The following is a 15,799-nucleotide window of genomic DNA, read 5'->3' as shown; positions in this document are numbered from 1 at the left end:
CCGGTTTTGGCTTTGCAGGTATTTGTGGTGTATTTTGGGAGTTTTGGGAATTCACTTGCGATACTTTCGCCAATTTGAATCTCCAACGGTATCAAACACTTGCTGGTGTCCCCTATGTCGGCCGAGCAGCACTAATGGATACATTGGGTGACTTAGCTGTCAATACCATTGGTGCCATACTGATCGCAATCTATTCTTACATTCAAGCTCATGGTTCGGGTGATTATTTTATCATCTATCGCATCATTAAAAGCAAACATGGTAAACCCGAAAATGATGATTATCTCGCTCTGTAGAATGAACTGTGACATTAAAAAAAGACCAGCAAATCCAAAAGTTATTTTTTAAACTTCTGGGTTTGCTGGTCTTTTTGATGAACAATGCTGCCTCATGTTCTTAAAAGGTGTTCTAAATTGTCCATTTACTCTTCTATGATTGGTTCATTTTGAAAAACTAAGTGATCGTCTAGCAAAGAAATAATAACTCGAGTCTTAGGCATCACCCTACCTGAGATAATTTCTTTGGCTAATGGTGTTTCGACTTCTCGGGTCACAAATCGTTTCAATGGTCGTGCACCATATGCAGGCTCATACCCATTTTCAGCAATCCAATCTTTTGCTTCGTCTGATAGTTCAAGATAGATTTCTTGTGCGTCTAAGCGCCGTGCAACTTGTGCAACAATCTTATCAACGATACCTTTGACATTATCTAGACTTAGTGGGGTAAATAAAATGGTGTCATCAATCCGATTTAAAAATTCTGGCTTAAAGCTTCCTCTTAACAATCCTAATACTTGTTCTTTGACCGCTTCAGGAATCGTGCCATCTTGGGTAACCCCTTCTAGCAACAAGTTTGATCCGATGTTACTCGTCATAATCATCACTGTATTTTTAAAATCAACGACGCGACCTTTCGAATCTGTCAGACGTCCATCATCCAATACTTGCAACAAAATATTAAAGACATCCGGATGAGCTTTTTCAATTTCATCTAATAAGACAATGGTATAAGGATTTCTACGGACAGCTTCTGTCAATTGTCCACCTTCTTCATAGCCGACATAGCCAGGAGGCGCTCCGACTAATCGTGAAACAGAATGTTTTTCCATATATTCACTCATATCAATCCGAACCATATGATCTTCAGAATCAAAGAGATTTTCAGCGAGTGCTTTCGCTAATTCGGTCTTCCCCACACCTGTCGGACCTAAAAATAGAAATGATCCTAATGGTCGATGTGGATCTTGCAGTCCAGCTCTTGAGCGGAGAACCGCATCACTAACAGCATCTACAGCTTCATCTTGGCCAATCACTCGTTGATGTAAGGTTTCATTGAGCTTCATGAGTTTTTCACGTTCACCTTCGACCAACTTCGTAACAGGAATGCCTGTCAGACGTCCAACAACCGTGGCAATTTCATTTTCTGTCACCGATTCTTGTACCATCCGGCCTAATTCAGTACTGTTTTTTTCTTCTAATTCTTGTAATTCCTTCGTTAATTGTGGAATCGTGCCATGACGCAACACAGCAGCTCGCTCTAAGTCATAATTGTTTTCAGCATCTTCTAGTTCATGCTTGGCTTGATCGATTTCAGCTCGCTTAGTCGAAACCGCGTTGACTTCTTCTTTTTCTGTCTCCCATTGCATCTTCATCGCATTGGCCTCTTCACGCAAATCTGCTAATTCTTCTTGCAAGTTTGCTAGGCGTTTTTTCGAGGCATCGTCATTTTCTTTTTTCAATGCCGCTTCTTCGATTTCTAATTGCATAAGCCGTCTCGTTACTTGGTCAAGCTCAGTCGGCATTGAATTCATTTCGACACGGATAGTTGCACAAGCTTCATCTACTAAGTCAATCGCTTTATCCGGCAAGAAGCGATCAGTGATATAGCGGTCAGACAGTGTAGCCGCTGCGACTAGTGCATTGTCATGAATATTCACGCCATGGTGAATTTCAAAACGTTCTTTTAAGCCCCTTAAAATAGAGATTGTATCTTCGACTGTCGGTTCTTTGACTAGTACCTTTTGGAAACGACGCTCTAAGGCTTTATCTTTTTCCATGTATTGACGGTATTCATCTAGTGTTGTCGCACCAATTGTGTGCAGCTCACCACGTGCAAGCATAGGTTTAAGCAGATTGCCTGCGTCCATACTACCTTCTGTTTTACCTGCACCGACAATATTATGAATTTCATCGATGAATAAAATAATATGGCCATCTGACTTTTTAACTTCTTGTAAAACGGCTTTTAACCGTTCCTCAAATTCGCCTCGGAACTTGGCTCCAGCGATTAATGCCCCCATATCCAATGAAAAGATGGTTTTATCTTTTAAATTTTCTGGGACATCTTTGCGAACAATTCGTTGTGCTAATCCTTCGACAATAGCCGTTTTACCGACACCAGGTTCTCCAATTAATACGGGATTATTTTTGGTTTTCCGAGACAAAATACGCACAACGTCACGAATTTCTTCATCTCGTCCGATAATTGGGTCCATTTTGCCATTTTTTACTTGTTGGATTAAGTCTACACCATACTTTTCCAGTGCTTTGTATGTTTCTTCTTGATTTTGTGAAGTCACTCGATCCCCACCTCGCATTTCTTCAATCGTTGTTTTTAATTGCTTTTCAGTCAACTGTTGGTTTGTTAGATATCGTGTGAGTACATGATTTTTTAGTTTCATAAGCGCCAGGACAACCATTTCAGTTGCTAAATAGTCATCTTGAAATTCTACTCTTAATTTATCTGCTTCAGTCAATAAGTGAAAAAGATTTTGGCTCATTGTTTGACCATAATTTACTTGACTACCTTCGACAACTGGTAATTCGTCTAATAAACGATCCACTTCTTGTTCAAATGCATCCACATCAAGGCCGGCATCTTTGTAAAGATTACGTGCAAAATGGTTCGGTTGCAAAAAAATCTTCCAAAGATGAACAATATCAATCTCTTGATGATGGCGAGTTATCGCCACTTGTTGTGCTTCGGCCAGAGAACTTTGCATCGTGGTCGTCATTTTTTCCATTTCCATTTGCTATTCCTCCCATCAGGTAAGAATATTTTCTTACAAACCCTATTATATCTATTTAGTCAGTAAAGGTCAAAAGAAACGCCTCAACGATTATGAATCTTTTTCCTCACTTTTCAATAGATGAATTTCCTGTTGGATTTGACGTCTTTTTTCGACTAATACATAAAAAAATCCTAATAAAAATGGGAGCAGATATGTCGCCAAACGATACAATAACAGCGTTGATACAGCTACGACGGTCCCAGCAACTGGTTGAAAGAGATACGAAAAAACAAATTCAAATGAGCCAACGCCAGCTGGTGCTGGTAGCACACCTGCTAAAACAGTTGAGAAACTAATAAGAGAAAATGACTGAAACCACGTAATGTCTACGCCAAACCCATTAAAAAGAATGTATGGCAGTGAATACCAACACAAAAATTTTAACAAACTAATTCCTAACAATTGTACTGCCAGCAAAGGACTCGATAGAACTCGACTCATCGTCAGACGTAAGGCATCGATTGACTCAGAAAATGAATCAATCTGGTCACGCCATTTTTCACGTCGGATATGCCGTTTGGCAACGTTTAGTAGCCATTCTTGTAATCGATGATTCATCACAAAACAAAGCAGCGTTACTACAATCGCCAACGTAGCCGTACATCCACTGACAATGAGCCAAAACAAGGATTGCTGTTCCTGCCATAAATAGGTTGCTTGAAAGAGCAAGCAGCTGAAGGCGTAGAAAAAGGCGGTTAGCTTATACAAAATAATTCGTAAACTTGCAATACCCATACTTTCTGAATAACTAATATCACGCTGATGGTAAAACGAAACCTCCGAAAGCAACGTCCCAACCCCAAATGTGACTAAGCGGAAAAAAGCAGTATACCCACTCAACCAAAACCCATCACGAAAAGAAAAGTTTGGCTGAATCGGCGCAATGAGTGTGCGAATCAATTTACCTTCAAGCACTTGATAGCTACTTCCACATATAAATGTAGCGGCTAATAATAAGGGGCTCGTAGCAAGCATTTGACTGAGAATATCTTTTAGCGAATGGCTTAATAAATAATAAGCAACCCCAATTAAGAGTGCCAGTATGAGACAATTGCCAATAATACGATAGGTTGCTTTTTGATTCATATGGTCCTCCTCTTAATGATAAAAAAGAATCAACAAGCAATCCACCACAATCCCAATCACAAATGCAATAAGAAATTTTTGCTTTCTCGTCTTATGATGAAATAGACGGCTAGCTAGCAAACCTCCCGCACCACCACCGATGCCACTTATAAATAGAAGATTTGCTTCTGGAACACGCCACTTGTGTCGAATTGCTTGTCGCTTGTCATACCCCATTAATCCAAAAGTGTAGAGGTTGACAATGAGTAAATAAAACCAAATAGGATTACGAACAAATTCATTCCATAGATACTTCACTCAATCTGCTCCTCCTTTTTTGGTACTAGGACGGTCATCCCTTTTGGTACAACTTCTAATTCGACTGGTAGATAGGCAGTCGGGTCACCGTCTGTTCGTGTTTGTACTTTATGCTCTTTGGCACGAATGGTGAGTTTTTGACTTGAAAAATAGACGATATCACGGATTTTATCGACATGCCCTAAAATGATATAAGGCAATAATCGAAATGTTTTCCAAAGTGATAGCGTTTCTAAAATCGTGACGTGCATTTGACCATCATCAGGCGTTGCATTTTCATCAAAGTGAACATAGCCACCTGCTGAATTGGTCATCGTGATAGTCAACAATGCTACTTTGCCTTGCCATACTTTATCATCTGTTTGAATGGTTAGATGGTAGCGTTTCTTTTTGATCCACAATTTTAAAAATCGCTTCATAAAGGCAAATGGTCCGAAAGTTTGTTTTTCTTTCTGGCTGACCCGAGCAGCTGTGTCCGCTAGAATACCGATCGTCAAGGTGGAGATGATGACGTCTTCTTGATTGCTTAAGGAATAGTCTACTTCTTTAGGTTGCCCATCGGTAATTAGCGCAAAGGATTCTTCATTGATCAATGGAATTTCCAAAGACCGAGCAAAGTTATTCACGGTTCCTCCTGGAATGATACCGATAGTATATTGATCCAATTGATCTTTAAAGGTCTTTACTAAATGATGGATGGTCCCATCCCCACCGATAAAGACTAAGCGACTTGCTTGAAAGTCTTCTGCCTTTTGACGAATGGTAGCTGCAGAAATGTCGGTATTTGATTGTTGTAGCTCTACCAACCAGTTCTCTTTTTTTGTGGCAATAAACGATTTTAGCTGCAACGCAATTTTTTTGCCTGCATTTTTCCCTGAAGACTCATTATAAAGTAGTAAGACTCGTTCCATCTGTGTCCTCTCCTAAAAAAACAGACGAGTAGCATTGTCACATACCCGTCCGTCCTTCCTTTTGCTTATTTTGTTTCGTTTGCGTTTAGCTCAATAATTTTCACAATGACATCAGTCGCTTTTTCCATGCTTTCAACTGCAACAAATTCATAACGACCATGCATATTTTCACCACCAGCAAAAATATTTGGTGTTGGAATACCCATAAATGAAATTTTTGAGCCATCTGTTCCTCCACGGACAGGCTCAATAATCGGCTCGATTGCTAGTTGTTCCATAGCACCTTTGGCTAACTCAATAATTGAAAGGTCCTTTTCGATGACTTCTTTCATATTGTAGTATTGGTCGTACATATCAATGACCACACGCTCTTGATCAAATGCCGCATTCATTTTTTCTTGAATCGCTAAAAGATTTTTTTTGCGGTTTTCAAAGGATTCGCGGTCATGGTCACGGATGATGTAACTCATACTAGCTTCTTCCGGTGTACCTGAAAAGCCCATCAAGTGATAAAAACCTTGTGTGCCGTCTGTTTTCTCAGGAACTTCTTCGCCCGGTAATTGATTATGAAAGTCAATTGCCAGTTGCAACGCATTGATCATCGTATTTTTTGCGGTCCCTGGATGGACATTCTTACCTAGAAATTGGATAGTAGCTTGTGCAGCATTGAAAGTTTCATATTGCAATTCACCAACTGGTCCGCCATCCATTGTATAAGCAAAATCAACGTTAAAATCATTGACATCAAATTTATCTGCGCCAACTCCAATTTCTTCATCTGGACCAAAGGCAACTCTCACTTCACCGTGCTCAATCTCAGGATGTGCCAATAAAAATTCCATGGCACTCATAATTTCAGCGATTCCTGATTTGTCATCAGCCCCTAGTAAAGTTGAGCCATCCGTTGTGATGAGGGTTTGGCCTTGATAATTTTTTAAGAATGGAAAGTCTGTTGTATTTAAAGTATATTTTCCTTCTGCATCTAGAGTGATTGTTGATTCACCGTCATAGTTTTCGACAATTTGCGGTTGGACATTGTCCGCAGAGAAGTCAGCCGTATCCATATGTGAGATGAAGCCGATTGAGCGGACATTTTTAGTCGTATTAGCTGGTAAGGTAGCAAGCACAAAGCCATTCTTAGCGTAATATTGTACATCGCTCATGCCGATTGCTGTCAGTTCTTTTGCTAGTTCGTGAGCAAAAGCGATTTGCGTTTCTGTTGAAGGAGTGGTTTGACTTTCTGGATTTGAGCGTGTTTCTGTTTTGACATAGCGTAAAAAACGTGGGACTAAATTTTCATATTTTGACATTTCAATAAACTCCTATCTAAATTCAAATGGATTGGTATTGACTTCTGATGGAATAATATCCACGTCCCAATCTAATTCTTTTTTCCATTGTAGCATTTTTTCTACAAATTTTGAGATACAAAGGACTTCTATATGATGACCTGGATCGATCGCTGTTAAGCCATTGGTTTGCATATCGTGGGCTGTATGATAATAGACATCACCCGTAATGTAGACATCCGCATGTTTCCGTAAAGCATCGGTATAAAGATTGCCACCTGTTCCTCCACAGATTGCCACTGTCTGAATGACTTCTTTCGCAGGGGTTGGTTGGATTAGCCGTAAGCCATCTAATTGAAACGTTTGCTTGACCTTTTGGACAAACTCTTCTGTTTTCATTGGTTTTTTCAGCTGACCTACTCGCCCGATACCATAAGTCTTAGGTGGATTTCCTAAAGAAAGAATATCATATGCCACTTTTTCATATGGGTGGGCTTCTTTCATTGCCAAAAGAATGTCTGCTTCTAGCGTCTCTAAATATAAGACTTCCACGCGCTCTTCTTTGACTTCTTGTGCTTGGTTTCGTTCACCAATCGCAGGATTCGCGCCATCAAGTGGTGTAAAGCGTCCGACACCCACTGAAGAAAAACTCGTCGCTTGATAATTTCCTTGCTGCCCTGCACCAGCTTTTGCCAAGGCTTTTCGCACATCCGCAGCAGCATCTGTCGGGACATAGACTACTAATTTTTTCCATTGTACTCGGTGCGTCTCTTTTAAATAATCTTGAACCTCAATATCGAGCTGCTCACAAAACCAATCATTTAAGCCGTCCCAAATAATATCCATATTAGTGTGGGCAGCATAGACCGCAATATCGTGTTTCACTAAGTCTATATACATCTTGGTCTGCAAATCGCTCGGTACAAGTCGTTGAATCGGTCTGAAAATAGGCGGATGCTTGGCAACAATCAAATCGACACCCTTCTCAATGGCTTCTTCAACGACTTCTGGTCGTACATCCAATGTCATCATAATGCGCTGAATCGGCTTGGCTAACGTACCAATATGTAAGCCAACTGGATCACCTTCATCCGCCAGCCAAAGTGGACAGTACGTTTCAAACTTCTGAATAAATGTTTGCCCATCGATACTCATACAAACAACTCCTTAATTAGTGCCAGCTCTTCTTGAATTTGAGCAAGCTTTTCAGTAGGTACGGTTTGCGCCTGTTGCAAGTTCGCCAATACACGCTCTTTTTGTGTTTGTTCGTGTTGCCATTTCTTTAAAAATACCGGTGTAGGCTGTTGCATCAAAAATGGCCCGAATAAGCGTTCTTTTTTGGTGTAACGGACTGGAGATGCTGTAGGCTGAGCGACCATTATTTCATAGATTTTTCCTTGTTCTTCAATTATTTCTTCGGCAATAAGCTGATAATGGTGCGCCATTAACCAGCTGCGTAACCCCTCTTCGCCGATATTGGGTTGCAGTACAAGTCGACTAACACCAACTAGTTTGCCAGTCGTACGCCCTTCTTCTAAGATGGATGCGATTAACGAGCCACCCATTCCGGCGATTGTGATTACTTGAATTCCATCTTCTGGTGTAATTGCTTGTAAGCCATTCGCTAGGCGGACATCGATCCGATCAGCAAGCCCTTGGCGTTGTACTTGATTTTTTTGCAGATTGATACGGTCCAGGGACTACCTCTCCGGCAATCGCATAGGATATTTTCTCATTTAACATCAGATATACTGGCAGATAGGCATGATCTGATCCAATATCGGCAATTCGAGCCTGATTAGGGACATAGCTACCCACGCAAGCTAATCTTTTTGAAAGGAGATGCTCATTCACTTTCTTTCATTCCTTTCTTATCTCATAGTCATTTTTTAAGGACGTTCTCGTCTGTTTCGACCAGACATACTCACTTCCTGTGATAAATAACGGATTCGTTCCATAATTCGTTTTGCCTTTAATGGCTCTATTTCTCCTCTTTGGGTAACGCTTAGGTGTTCTTCTAATTCATCCATTGAAAAATTAGATGAGAAAAAAGTCGGCAAATGCTCTTGCATTCGGTACTGCAAAATGACGCCTAATACTTCATCCCTAATCCAACTACTCAAAGAATCTGCCCCAATGTCATCAATCATTAAGATTGGTGCTTGCTTCACTCTAGTCAGCTCGGGGCCGACAGTTTCTTTGCCAATTGCTTGTTTCATTTCAACGGCAAACGTCGGAAAGTGAAGGAGAGTCGTCATGTAGCCAGCTTCAGCCAAATCACGTGCGATCGCGCCAAGTAAATACGTCTTACCCACACCAAAACTCCCCACAAAGTATATTCCTTTATGAAAATCCTTGGGTGCAGCCGTATAGGCATCGACAAATTCAAATGCACTGATCCATGCATCTCCTCGACCCGATGTGCGTTCATACTCTTTTAAGGATGCGTTTTGGATGTCTTTTGGCATACTAATCGTTTGAATGCGACTCGCTACTTCTTGCCGGTGTTCCTTCTCTAGCAATGCTTTTGTCGGGACATAGGCGACATCGATAAAATGATAATTCAGTGTCAGCGTAGGCTCATAGCCAGGTGCAATCATAGCTGGATCATTTTGAATAAATTTTCGCTTCTCTTGTACAAACTCATACAGTTTTGCAAAACTCTTCTCGATGTCTTGTTGGGTAATAGCAGACTGGTGCTCAACTAGAAATTGTTTGACTTCTTCATTTTGTAAAATTTCTTGTTTCATTTCCTCGTAGCGCATACGATAATTTTTTTTGTTCATCAGTTGGTCTAAATTTTTTCCTACATCCTCCATCACTATTCACCTTCTTTTCGCTTTAAGTATGCTTGGAAGCGTTCATTCATTTCATCCGTCAAAGTAACTTCGGAATCTTCTACTTGTTCATTGCTTACTTTTTTGGCTTCTTGCTCGACTAACCATTTGGGTAGTTGCTCTTTTCTGGTCACTTTATTTGGAGTATAGCGGGATTGATTAGTTCGTTGTTGTTTGGCTGTCTGAGCTTCTTTGGCTAACGTTCGAACGAGCTGGATAGCGGCCTCGGGTGTCCCGACTTTTTTCTCAGACCAATCTGCCGAGATTTTGTCGACGAGTTTTTGTGGCAATACACTGTTATTTTTCACAACTAAAGCATAATGTAACAATACATTGATGACACTTTTCGGTAATGGGCTACGTTCTACTAAGTCGCGGACAATCCATTCTTCTAACTTCGTCGGATAACTATTTTTCTCCAATTTAATTGCTGCCAAGTAATCAGCGGGTGATATTTGCTCACTTTCTTTAATAATCTGGATATCCAAATCAGAAAAACCTGTCAGTTTTAAGGTATTAAAACGGCGAATCTCTGCATCCTCTGTCTCTTTATTGACGGAAGATTCTTTGACACGTGTCGTTCTTCGGCTAGCGACAATCCGTTTTTCTAGCTCATCAATTTCTACCATGCCAGTCGCAATATTAACAACATCAGCCATATATTGCACCAGATCCATTTCATCTAAGCCATAATACTGATGGTATAATGACAATTTTTTGGAGAATTCATCCGTGAAGTTTTTCGCTGAAATTTGTTTTTTCTGCGCATGAAACTTCAAAAATGACCAATCTAGCTGATCGTTAATCGCTATTTTTGGTTTTGATTCCTTTGAAAAATGGCTAGCGATCTGTTCTAATTTGGCTTGGTCTCGCTGGTAATCAGCTAGTTGAAATGAATAGACATCTGTAAAGTTTTTTGTGATATTTGTGTAAGCTGACCATGTGTAGCGAGGAATCATGTAACGTTTGGCTAGTAACTGGAATCGTCGCTCGCCTACCATATTCTTCAATAAAAAAGAATAAGTCGAATCAGCAAAAAAGCGTACCGGTGACAAAGGTTCTTGCAATTCATACGCATACAATAAGCCGAACTCACTTAAATTTTTTTGGTAGCTCGTAAGTAATCCGATTCCTTCTAAATGGTACCGTGCATCTAAGAAGCGCTGCATACCAAAATTTAATTGATTTAATAAATCCAAATGCGTATACTCAGCGGTGCTGGCATCATTTGCTAAAGCGAAATATAGCGTCAGTGCATCAGATCCGATAATGGGCTGATAGAGTGCTGTTAGTGCCTGTACGCCATCATCGGATAATGGGACAGCTTTGTATGCTTGATACAGGCTATTTGGTTGTATTTCTGACATGTATTCTGTCCCCTTTATAGTTTGCATTTATTTTTTATTGGCTTTGTCTACGATATCTTGCAATTCTTTTAAAAAGACTGACATATCCTTGAATTGACGATAGACACTTGCAAAGCGTATGTAGGAAATTTCATCCAAATTTACGAGTTCTTCCATCACAAATTCACCAATTTGGTTGGTTGATACTTCTTTATCTCCCATTTCGCGTACGCGAGCCTCTACATGGTCAACGACACTTTCCATCTGTTCCATCGCGACTGGACGTTTTTCTGCCGAACGGATCAAGCCCCGTAAAATTTTCTCTCGACTAAATTCTTCTCGATCACCATTTTTTTTCACGACAAGTAGGGGTGTTTCTTCAAGCCTCTCAAACGTCGTAAAACGAAAACCACAATTTTCACACTCACGACGACGACGGATGGCACGCCCGTCATCAGCTTGACGACTATCAATAACACGGGAACTATTATAATGGCACTTTGGACAATGCACAACACTCACCTCATTTCAATCTATTCTCAAGTTTGATGTTTTCTACACCAATCTTTTATTTCATATATTATAACACGAAAGTTCTTTTTGCTAATACTACAATAACCAAATTTCTAAGTGAATCCTCACTCAAATCAACCAAAACATCCATTCAGACTGAAACACAATAAAGAAAACGCAATGAACTGTACCAAAACAATCCACTACGTTTTCTTTAAAATGCTATAAATTCTTGAAGTGCTGTTCTAGCCAGCTAGCCACTTGCTCTTGTGTATGGGCTTTTGACTGAGAATTATCAAAAATAAAATCAGCTAGTTTGCGCTTTTGTTCTAAAGGCATTTGGCTTTCAATGCGTTGGCGCGCCATTTCTTCGGTCAGCTGATCACGGTTCATTAGTCGGTGTACCTGTTGCTGCTCATCTACATCCACGACCGCAACACCATCCATCAAATTTTGATAGCCCGCTTCAAATAGCAACGGTAAATCCACGACAATTAACGCATTGCCTTGTTGCGCAAAGTGCGTGATAGCGCAAGAAATTGCTTCACGCAAAAAAGGATCCAATAAAGCATCTAATTTTTGCCTCTTTGTCGCATCTGAAAAAATAAGTGCACCTAATTTTTTTCGGATAAGCTGACCGTTAGCATCCACCATCTCTGGTCCAAACTCTTGGATAATTTCCTCTAATGCAGGTTGCCCTTTTTCAACAATCTGTCTAGCAATTACGTCCCCATCGACAACAGGTATTTGCTTTCTTTTTAAGTAGTTCGTGACTGTAGACTTCCCAGAAGCAATCCCACCTGTAATTCCTAATACATACGTCATCTATTAACCTTCTACTTTCTGACAATTGGGACAAAAATGCGTACCACGTTGTGCAACTTTCGTTTTGACAATCAGTGTGCCACAACGGCTGCAAGGTTTTCCTTGCTGACCATACGCATGCAAAGCAACTTGGAACGTGCCAGCCTCACCCAGTGCATTATGATAGGTGCGAATCGTTGTCCCCCCGGCGATGACAGCTTTGCCCAAGACGTCAATTATAGCTTGATGCAGCGCAATACTTTCGTCAGTTGTTAAGGTACAAGCAAGTCTTTCTGGATGGATTTTAGCTTGCCAGAGTGCCTCGTCAACATAGATATTCCCTAGTCCAGTCACAAGTTTTTGTTCCAATAACAATGGCTTAACGGCTTTTTTTGATTTTGCCAATCCTTGCTGGAAAGCACCTAGTAAAAACTGATCATTCGTAGGCTCCGGTCCCAATTTGGCAATACCGGCGTATTCTGCGCTCTTTCCTTTAGCCACTAACGCAAACCGACCAAACTTACGCACATCCTGATAATGCAACTCCGAGCCATCAGTAAAGTGAAAAATGACATGGGTATGCTTACTCGGTGGTGTCTCTTGAGGGAAAAATTCATATTTCCCTTCCATTCGTAAATGAGAAATCAAGTCATTTGCAGTGTAGCGGAAAATTAAAAACTTTCCTCGACGTTGAATCGCTTCAACAGTCTGACCTACTAATTCAAAGGCCACTTTCTCTTTATCACCACCTTCAATCATTCGATCCCAATAGACACTTACCGATTGGATAGTTTTACCGATAACTAATTGCTCTAAACCTCGGCGAACAGTCTCAACTTCTGGTAATTCTGGCATTTCTTCACTTCCTTATCTACTTCGCATCGTACCACGTTTCCCCCCAATTACTATCTGTAACGAGTGGAATCGCTAAAGTAACCGCATGCTCCATCACTTCTTTTACAAGCTGATCGACATGAGCTAATTCTTCTTCAGGAACTTCAAAGACTAGCTCATCATGAACTTGTAAGAGCATTGTAGCTGCTAGTTTTTCTTCTTTTAGACGCTTGTTCATTTCAATCATGGCAATTTTTAATATATCTGCCGCACTCCCTTGGATAGGTGAGTTAATCGCTGTTCGCTCGGCAAAAGAACGAATATTATAGTTTTTAGCATAAAGGTCAGGTAAGTATCTTCTCCGATGATACAACGTTTCAACATAGCCATCTTTTTTCGCTTGCTCTACGACATTTTCCATATAGGCTTTGACCCCTGGATACCGTTCAAAGTACGTGTCTATGTATTGTTGAGCTTGCTTTCTGGTAATACCTAGATTTTGCGAAAGGCCATAATCCGAAATACCATAAACAATCCCAAAGTTCACTGCCTTTGCTTGCCGGCGCATATTCGGGGTCACATCTTCAGCACTCTCCAAGCCAAAGACACGCATCGCCGTACTTGTATGGATATCTTGCCCTTCTATGAATGCTGCCTGTAAGTGTTCATCTTTTGAGATATGGGCCAAAACACGCAACTCAATTTGCGAGTAATCTGATGAATAAATTACCCAATTTTTGTTTCTTGGAACAAAAGCTTGACGAATTTTTCGCCCTTCTTCTAAGCGAATTGGGATATTTTGTAGATTCGGATCAACCGAGCTTAGGCGACCGGTTTGTGTCAAGGTTTGGACATATCGGGTGTGTACCTTACCATCTGATTGGATCATTCTAAGCAACCCTTCGACATAGGTCGACTGAATTTTTGCAATTTGACGATACGTCAAAATATCTTCGACAATCGGCGCTTGCACTTTTAGTTGCTCCAATACATCGACAGCTGTTGAATAACCAGTTTTGGTTTTCTTAATCACAGGGAGACCCATCTTTTCAAATAAAATTACTCCTAGCTGCTTGGGTGAATTCAAATTAAAGCGCTCATTTGCTTGCGCGTATATTTTTTCTTCAATGTCATGAAGCTTGGTCGCAAACTCACTTTTCATAGCAATCAAGCGTTGGGCATCGACATGAATACCTGTAATTTCCATCTCAGCTAGGATAAATGACAACGGTAGTTCCATCTCTTTGTATAGTGTCCATTGTCCTTTTTCGACTAACTCATCCGATAATTTTGTGTCCAATTTTTGCATAGTCGCAACTTTACGTGCCAAATGACTATAAAATCGTTCGTTATCTTCAGGAAGCCCTTTTTTAGCCCCTTTTCCATACACTGCTTCGTCTGTTTCGATTTCTGTTAGGCCGTAGCGATGAGCAACAAGTGCTAAGTCATTTGATGAATCATTTGTATCCAACAGATAACAAGCCAGTAAGCTATCAAACTGGATACCATTTGGGCTACCAACATAGCGATGAAGCGCGACCGTCGTCCGTTTGGCATCAAAGACCGATTTGGTTCGTTTGGCATCAAACAACCAATCCTGCAATGCGTTATCTTCTAAAAGCGAAAGATTGTCTGTCACATAAATACGATTGCCATTTGACCAAGCAAAGCCAACAATCTCACTAATATGATAATTATCATCAAGCATTTCCACATAGAGATGTCCCGAACCACCAAACATAGCTGGTTGGACTTCTGTCACATAGTCAAACGAAATATCAGCCAAATTTTTATCCGCATCTGATACGCTTAGTTTCGATAAAAACGATTGGAAATTCATTTCTTGATAAAAAGCGACCAACTTCTCAGTATGTTGTCCTTTATAAACCAACTGCTCGATAGTCAAATCGACCGGCGCATCCGTATTGATGGTGGCTAAGGTCTTAGATAAAAAGGCCTGATCTTTATCATTAATCAGATTTTCTTTCATCTTACTTGGTTTTAATTCATCTAGGTGTTCGTAAATCCCTTCAACACTTCCAAATTGATTTAGTAATTTGATGGCAGTTTTCTCACCAATTTTTGTCACACCAGGAATATTATCTGAAGAATCACCAGCTAAGCCTTTCATGTCAATAATTTGCTTTGGTACAAGTCCTTGGTATTTTTCGGCGATTGATTCAGGTGTATACGCCTCAATTTCACTCACACCTTTGACAGTAATATCCACTTTTATATGCTCATCTGCTAATTGCGTCAAATCTCGGTCACCTGTTAAAATCACAACATCAAATGATTCCTTGTCTGCACGTTGCGCAAACGTTCCAATAATATCATCTGCTTCGTAATTGGGTAGTTCATAATGCTTAACACCAAACGCATCTAATAACTCTCTTAAGTAAGGTAATTGTTCCTTAAACTCAGTTGGTGTTTTCGCCCGCCCACCTTTATACTCTGCGTACATCTGTGTCCGAAAGGTTGTTTTACCTGCATCAAATGCCACCAAGATATGGGTAGGTTTTTCTTTTTCCATAACTTTTGTAAACATATTATGAAACGCATATAACGCATTGGTATGTAAGCCATTTGCATTTTTGAAACGGTCTAACGATTGATGCAACGCAAAAAAGGCGCGAAAAGCGACACTATTTCCATCAACCAATAATAATTTATTTTTCGGCATGTTTCATTCCTCCAGCCATTATCCTATTCTCCTCATTTTAACAAAGATATACTAGTAAAGCGATTGATTTGAAAGATTAGTTTCGTCATAAAAATTCGAAGACAGAACGGTTCAATTACAACAAAAAAA

The 15,799-nt window shown here is 40.3% G+C and carries 13 protein-coding genes and 1 pseudogene; 1 reads left to right on the top strand and 13 read right to left on the bottom strand.

Annotated features, from left to right (window positions below; translation table 11 throughout):
* Positions 1-296 (top strand): DUF2238 domain-containing protein (locus HMPREF9088_RS05840; RefSeq protein ID WP_007208239.1); only part of this gene is annotated, 296 nt, incomplete at its 5' end.
* Positions 297-421: 125 nt separating this feature from the next.
* Here HMPREF9088_RS05840 and clpB read toward each other — a convergent pair.
* From clpB to polA, 13 genes and pseudogenes are all read right to left on the bottom strand, one after another.
* Positions 422-3,028: an ATP-dependent chaperone ClpB gene (gene clpB, locus HMPREF9088_RS05835; protein WP_007208238.1), complete on the bottom strand. Its 2,607-nt coding sequence runs from the start codon at positions 3,026-3,028 to the stop codon at positions 422-424.
* Between the two features lie 90 nt (positions 3,029-3,118).
* The gene (locus tag HMPREF9088_RS05830) at positions 3,119-4,156 is read right to left on the bottom strand and encodes a lysylphosphatidylglycerol synthase transmembrane domain-containing protein (RefSeq protein ID WP_007208237.1); all 1,038 of its coding nucleotides are present in this window, start codon (positions 4,154-4,156) and stop codon (positions 3,119-3,121) included.
* A 12-nt stretch (positions 4,157-4,168) separates the two neighbouring features.
* Positions 4,169-4,453, bottom strand: a complete 285-nt coding sequence (locus tag HMPREF9088_RS05825) for a DUF1294 domain-containing protein (protein ID WP_007208236.1) — start codon at positions 4,451-4,453, stop codon at positions 4,169-4,171.
* Positions 4,450-5,364 (bottom strand): diacylglycerol/lipid kinase family protein, encoded by a 915-nt coding sequence (locus HMPREF9088_RS05820; protein WP_007208235.1) that lies wholly within the window; start codon positions 5,362-5,364, stop codon positions 4,450-4,452. Before HMPREF9088_RS05820 ends, HMPREF9088_RS05825 begins: the two co-directional genes overlap by 4 nt.
* A 65-nt stretch (positions 5,365-5,429) precedes the next feature.
* Positions 5,430-6,674, bottom strand: a complete 1,245-nt coding sequence (pepT, locus tag HMPREF9088_RS05815) for a peptidase T (RefSeq protein WP_007208234.1) — start codon at positions 6,672-6,674, stop codon at positions 5,430-5,432.
* Between the two features lie 12 nt (positions 6,675-6,686).
* Positions 6,687-7,808: a Nif3-like dinuclear metal center hexameric protein gene (locus HMPREF9088_RS05810; RefSeq protein WP_007208233.1), complete on the bottom strand. Its 1,122-nt coding sequence runs from the start codon at positions 7,806-7,808 to the stop codon at positions 6,687-6,689.
* A pseudogene (locus HMPREF9088_RS05805) lies at positions 7,805-8,507 on the bottom strand (tRNA (adenine(22)-N(1))-methyltransferase). Before HMPREF9088_RS05805 ends, HMPREF9088_RS05810 begins: the two are co-directional and overlap by 4 nt.
* A gap of 35 nt (positions 8,508-8,542) precedes the next feature.
* Positions 8,543-9,472: a primosomal protein DnaI gene (gene dnaI / locus HMPREF9088_RS05800; protein WP_007208230.1), complete on the bottom strand. Its 930-nt coding sequence runs from the start codon at positions 9,470-9,472 to the stop codon at positions 8,543-8,545.
* Positions 9,473-9,474: 2 nt separating this feature from the next.
* On the bottom strand, positions 9,475-10,857 hold the full coding sequence (locus tag HMPREF9088_RS05795; protein ID WP_040366528.1) for a replication initiation and membrane attachment family protein: 1,383 nt from the start codon (positions 10,855-10,857) through the stop codon (positions 9,475-9,477).
* A 27-nt stretch (positions 10,858-10,884) separates the two neighbouring features.
* Positions 10,885-11,349 (bottom strand): transcriptional regulator NrdR, encoded by a 465-nt coding sequence (gene nrdR, locus HMPREF9088_RS05790; protein ID WP_040366524.1) that lies wholly within the window; start codon positions 11,347-11,349, stop codon positions 10,885-10,887.
* A 222-nt stretch (positions 11,350-11,571) separates the two neighbouring features.
* Positions 11,572-12,174 (bottom strand): dephospho-CoA kinase, encoded by a 603-nt coding sequence (coaE, locus tag HMPREF9088_RS05785; protein WP_007208227.1) that lies wholly within the window; start codon positions 12,172-12,174, stop codon positions 11,572-11,574.
* A 3-nt stretch (positions 12,175-12,177) separates the two neighbouring features.
* The gene (mutM, locus tag HMPREF9088_RS05780; protein WP_007208226.1) at positions 12,178-13,008 is read right to left on the bottom strand and encodes a DNA-formamidopyrimidine glycosylase; all 831 of its coding nucleotides are present in this window, start codon (positions 13,006-13,008) and stop codon (positions 12,178-12,180) included.
* A 16-nt stretch (positions 13,009-13,024) separates the two neighbouring features.
* Complete coding sequence (polA, locus tag HMPREF9088_RS05775) at positions 13,025-15,670, bottom strand: DNA polymerase I (RefSeq protein ID WP_007208225.1); 2,646 nt, start codon at positions 15,668-15,670, stop codon at positions 13,025-13,027.
* Between the last annotated feature and the right edge of the window lie 129 nt (positions 15,671-15,799).

Origin of the sequence: Enterococcus italicus DSM 15952, from assembly GCF_000185365.1 — a bacterium.
Taxonomy (GTDB): Bacteria; Bacillota; Bacilli; order Lactobacillales; family Enterococcaceae; genus Enterococcus_G; species Enterococcus_G italicus.
The sequence above is the reverse complement of the archived record's forward strand: the minus strand, read 5'-3'. Positions and strand labels throughout refer to the sequence as shown.

Excerpts from the sequence above, each read along its gene's own strand:
- clpB (WP_007208238.1), bottom strand. The coding sequence starts at position 3,028 with ATGGAAATGGAAAAAATGACGACCACGATGCAAAGTTCTCTGGCCGAA.
- HMPREF9088_RS05830 (WP_007208237.1), bottom strand. The coding sequence starts at position 4,156 with ATGAATCAAAAAGCAACCTATCGTATTATTGGCAATTGTCTCATACTG.
- HMPREF9088_RS05820 (WP_007208235.1), bottom strand. The coding sequence starts at position 5,364 with ATGGAACGAGTCTTACTACTTTATAATGAGTCTTCAGGGAAAAATGCA.
- pepT (WP_007208234.1), bottom strand. The coding sequence starts at position 6,674 with ATGTCAAAATATGAAAATTTAGTCCCACGTTTTTTACGCTATGTCAAA.
- HMPREF9088_RS05810 (WP_007208233.1), bottom strand. The coding sequence starts at position 7,808 with ATGAGTATCGATGGGCAAACATTTATTCAGAAGTTTGAAACGTACTGT.
- dnaI (WP_007208230.1), bottom strand. The coding sequence starts at position 9,472 with ATGGAGGATGTAGGAAAAAATTTAGACCAACTGATGAACAAAAAAAAT.
- HMPREF9088_RS05795 (WP_040366528.1), bottom strand. The coding sequence starts at position 10,857 with ATGTCAGAAATACAACCAAATAGCCTGTATCAAGCATACAAAGCTGTC.
- coaE (WP_007208227.1), bottom strand. The coding sequence starts at position 12,174 with ATGACGTATGTATTAGGAATTACAGGTGGGATTGCTTCTGGGAAGTCT.
- mutM (WP_007208226.1), bottom strand. The coding sequence starts at position 13,008 with ATGCCAGAATTACCAGAAGTTGAGACTGTTCGCCGAGGTTTAGAGCAA.
- polA (WP_007208225.1), bottom strand. The coding sequence starts at position 15,670 with ATGCCGAAAAATAAATTATTATTGGTTGATGGAAATAGTGTCGCTTTT.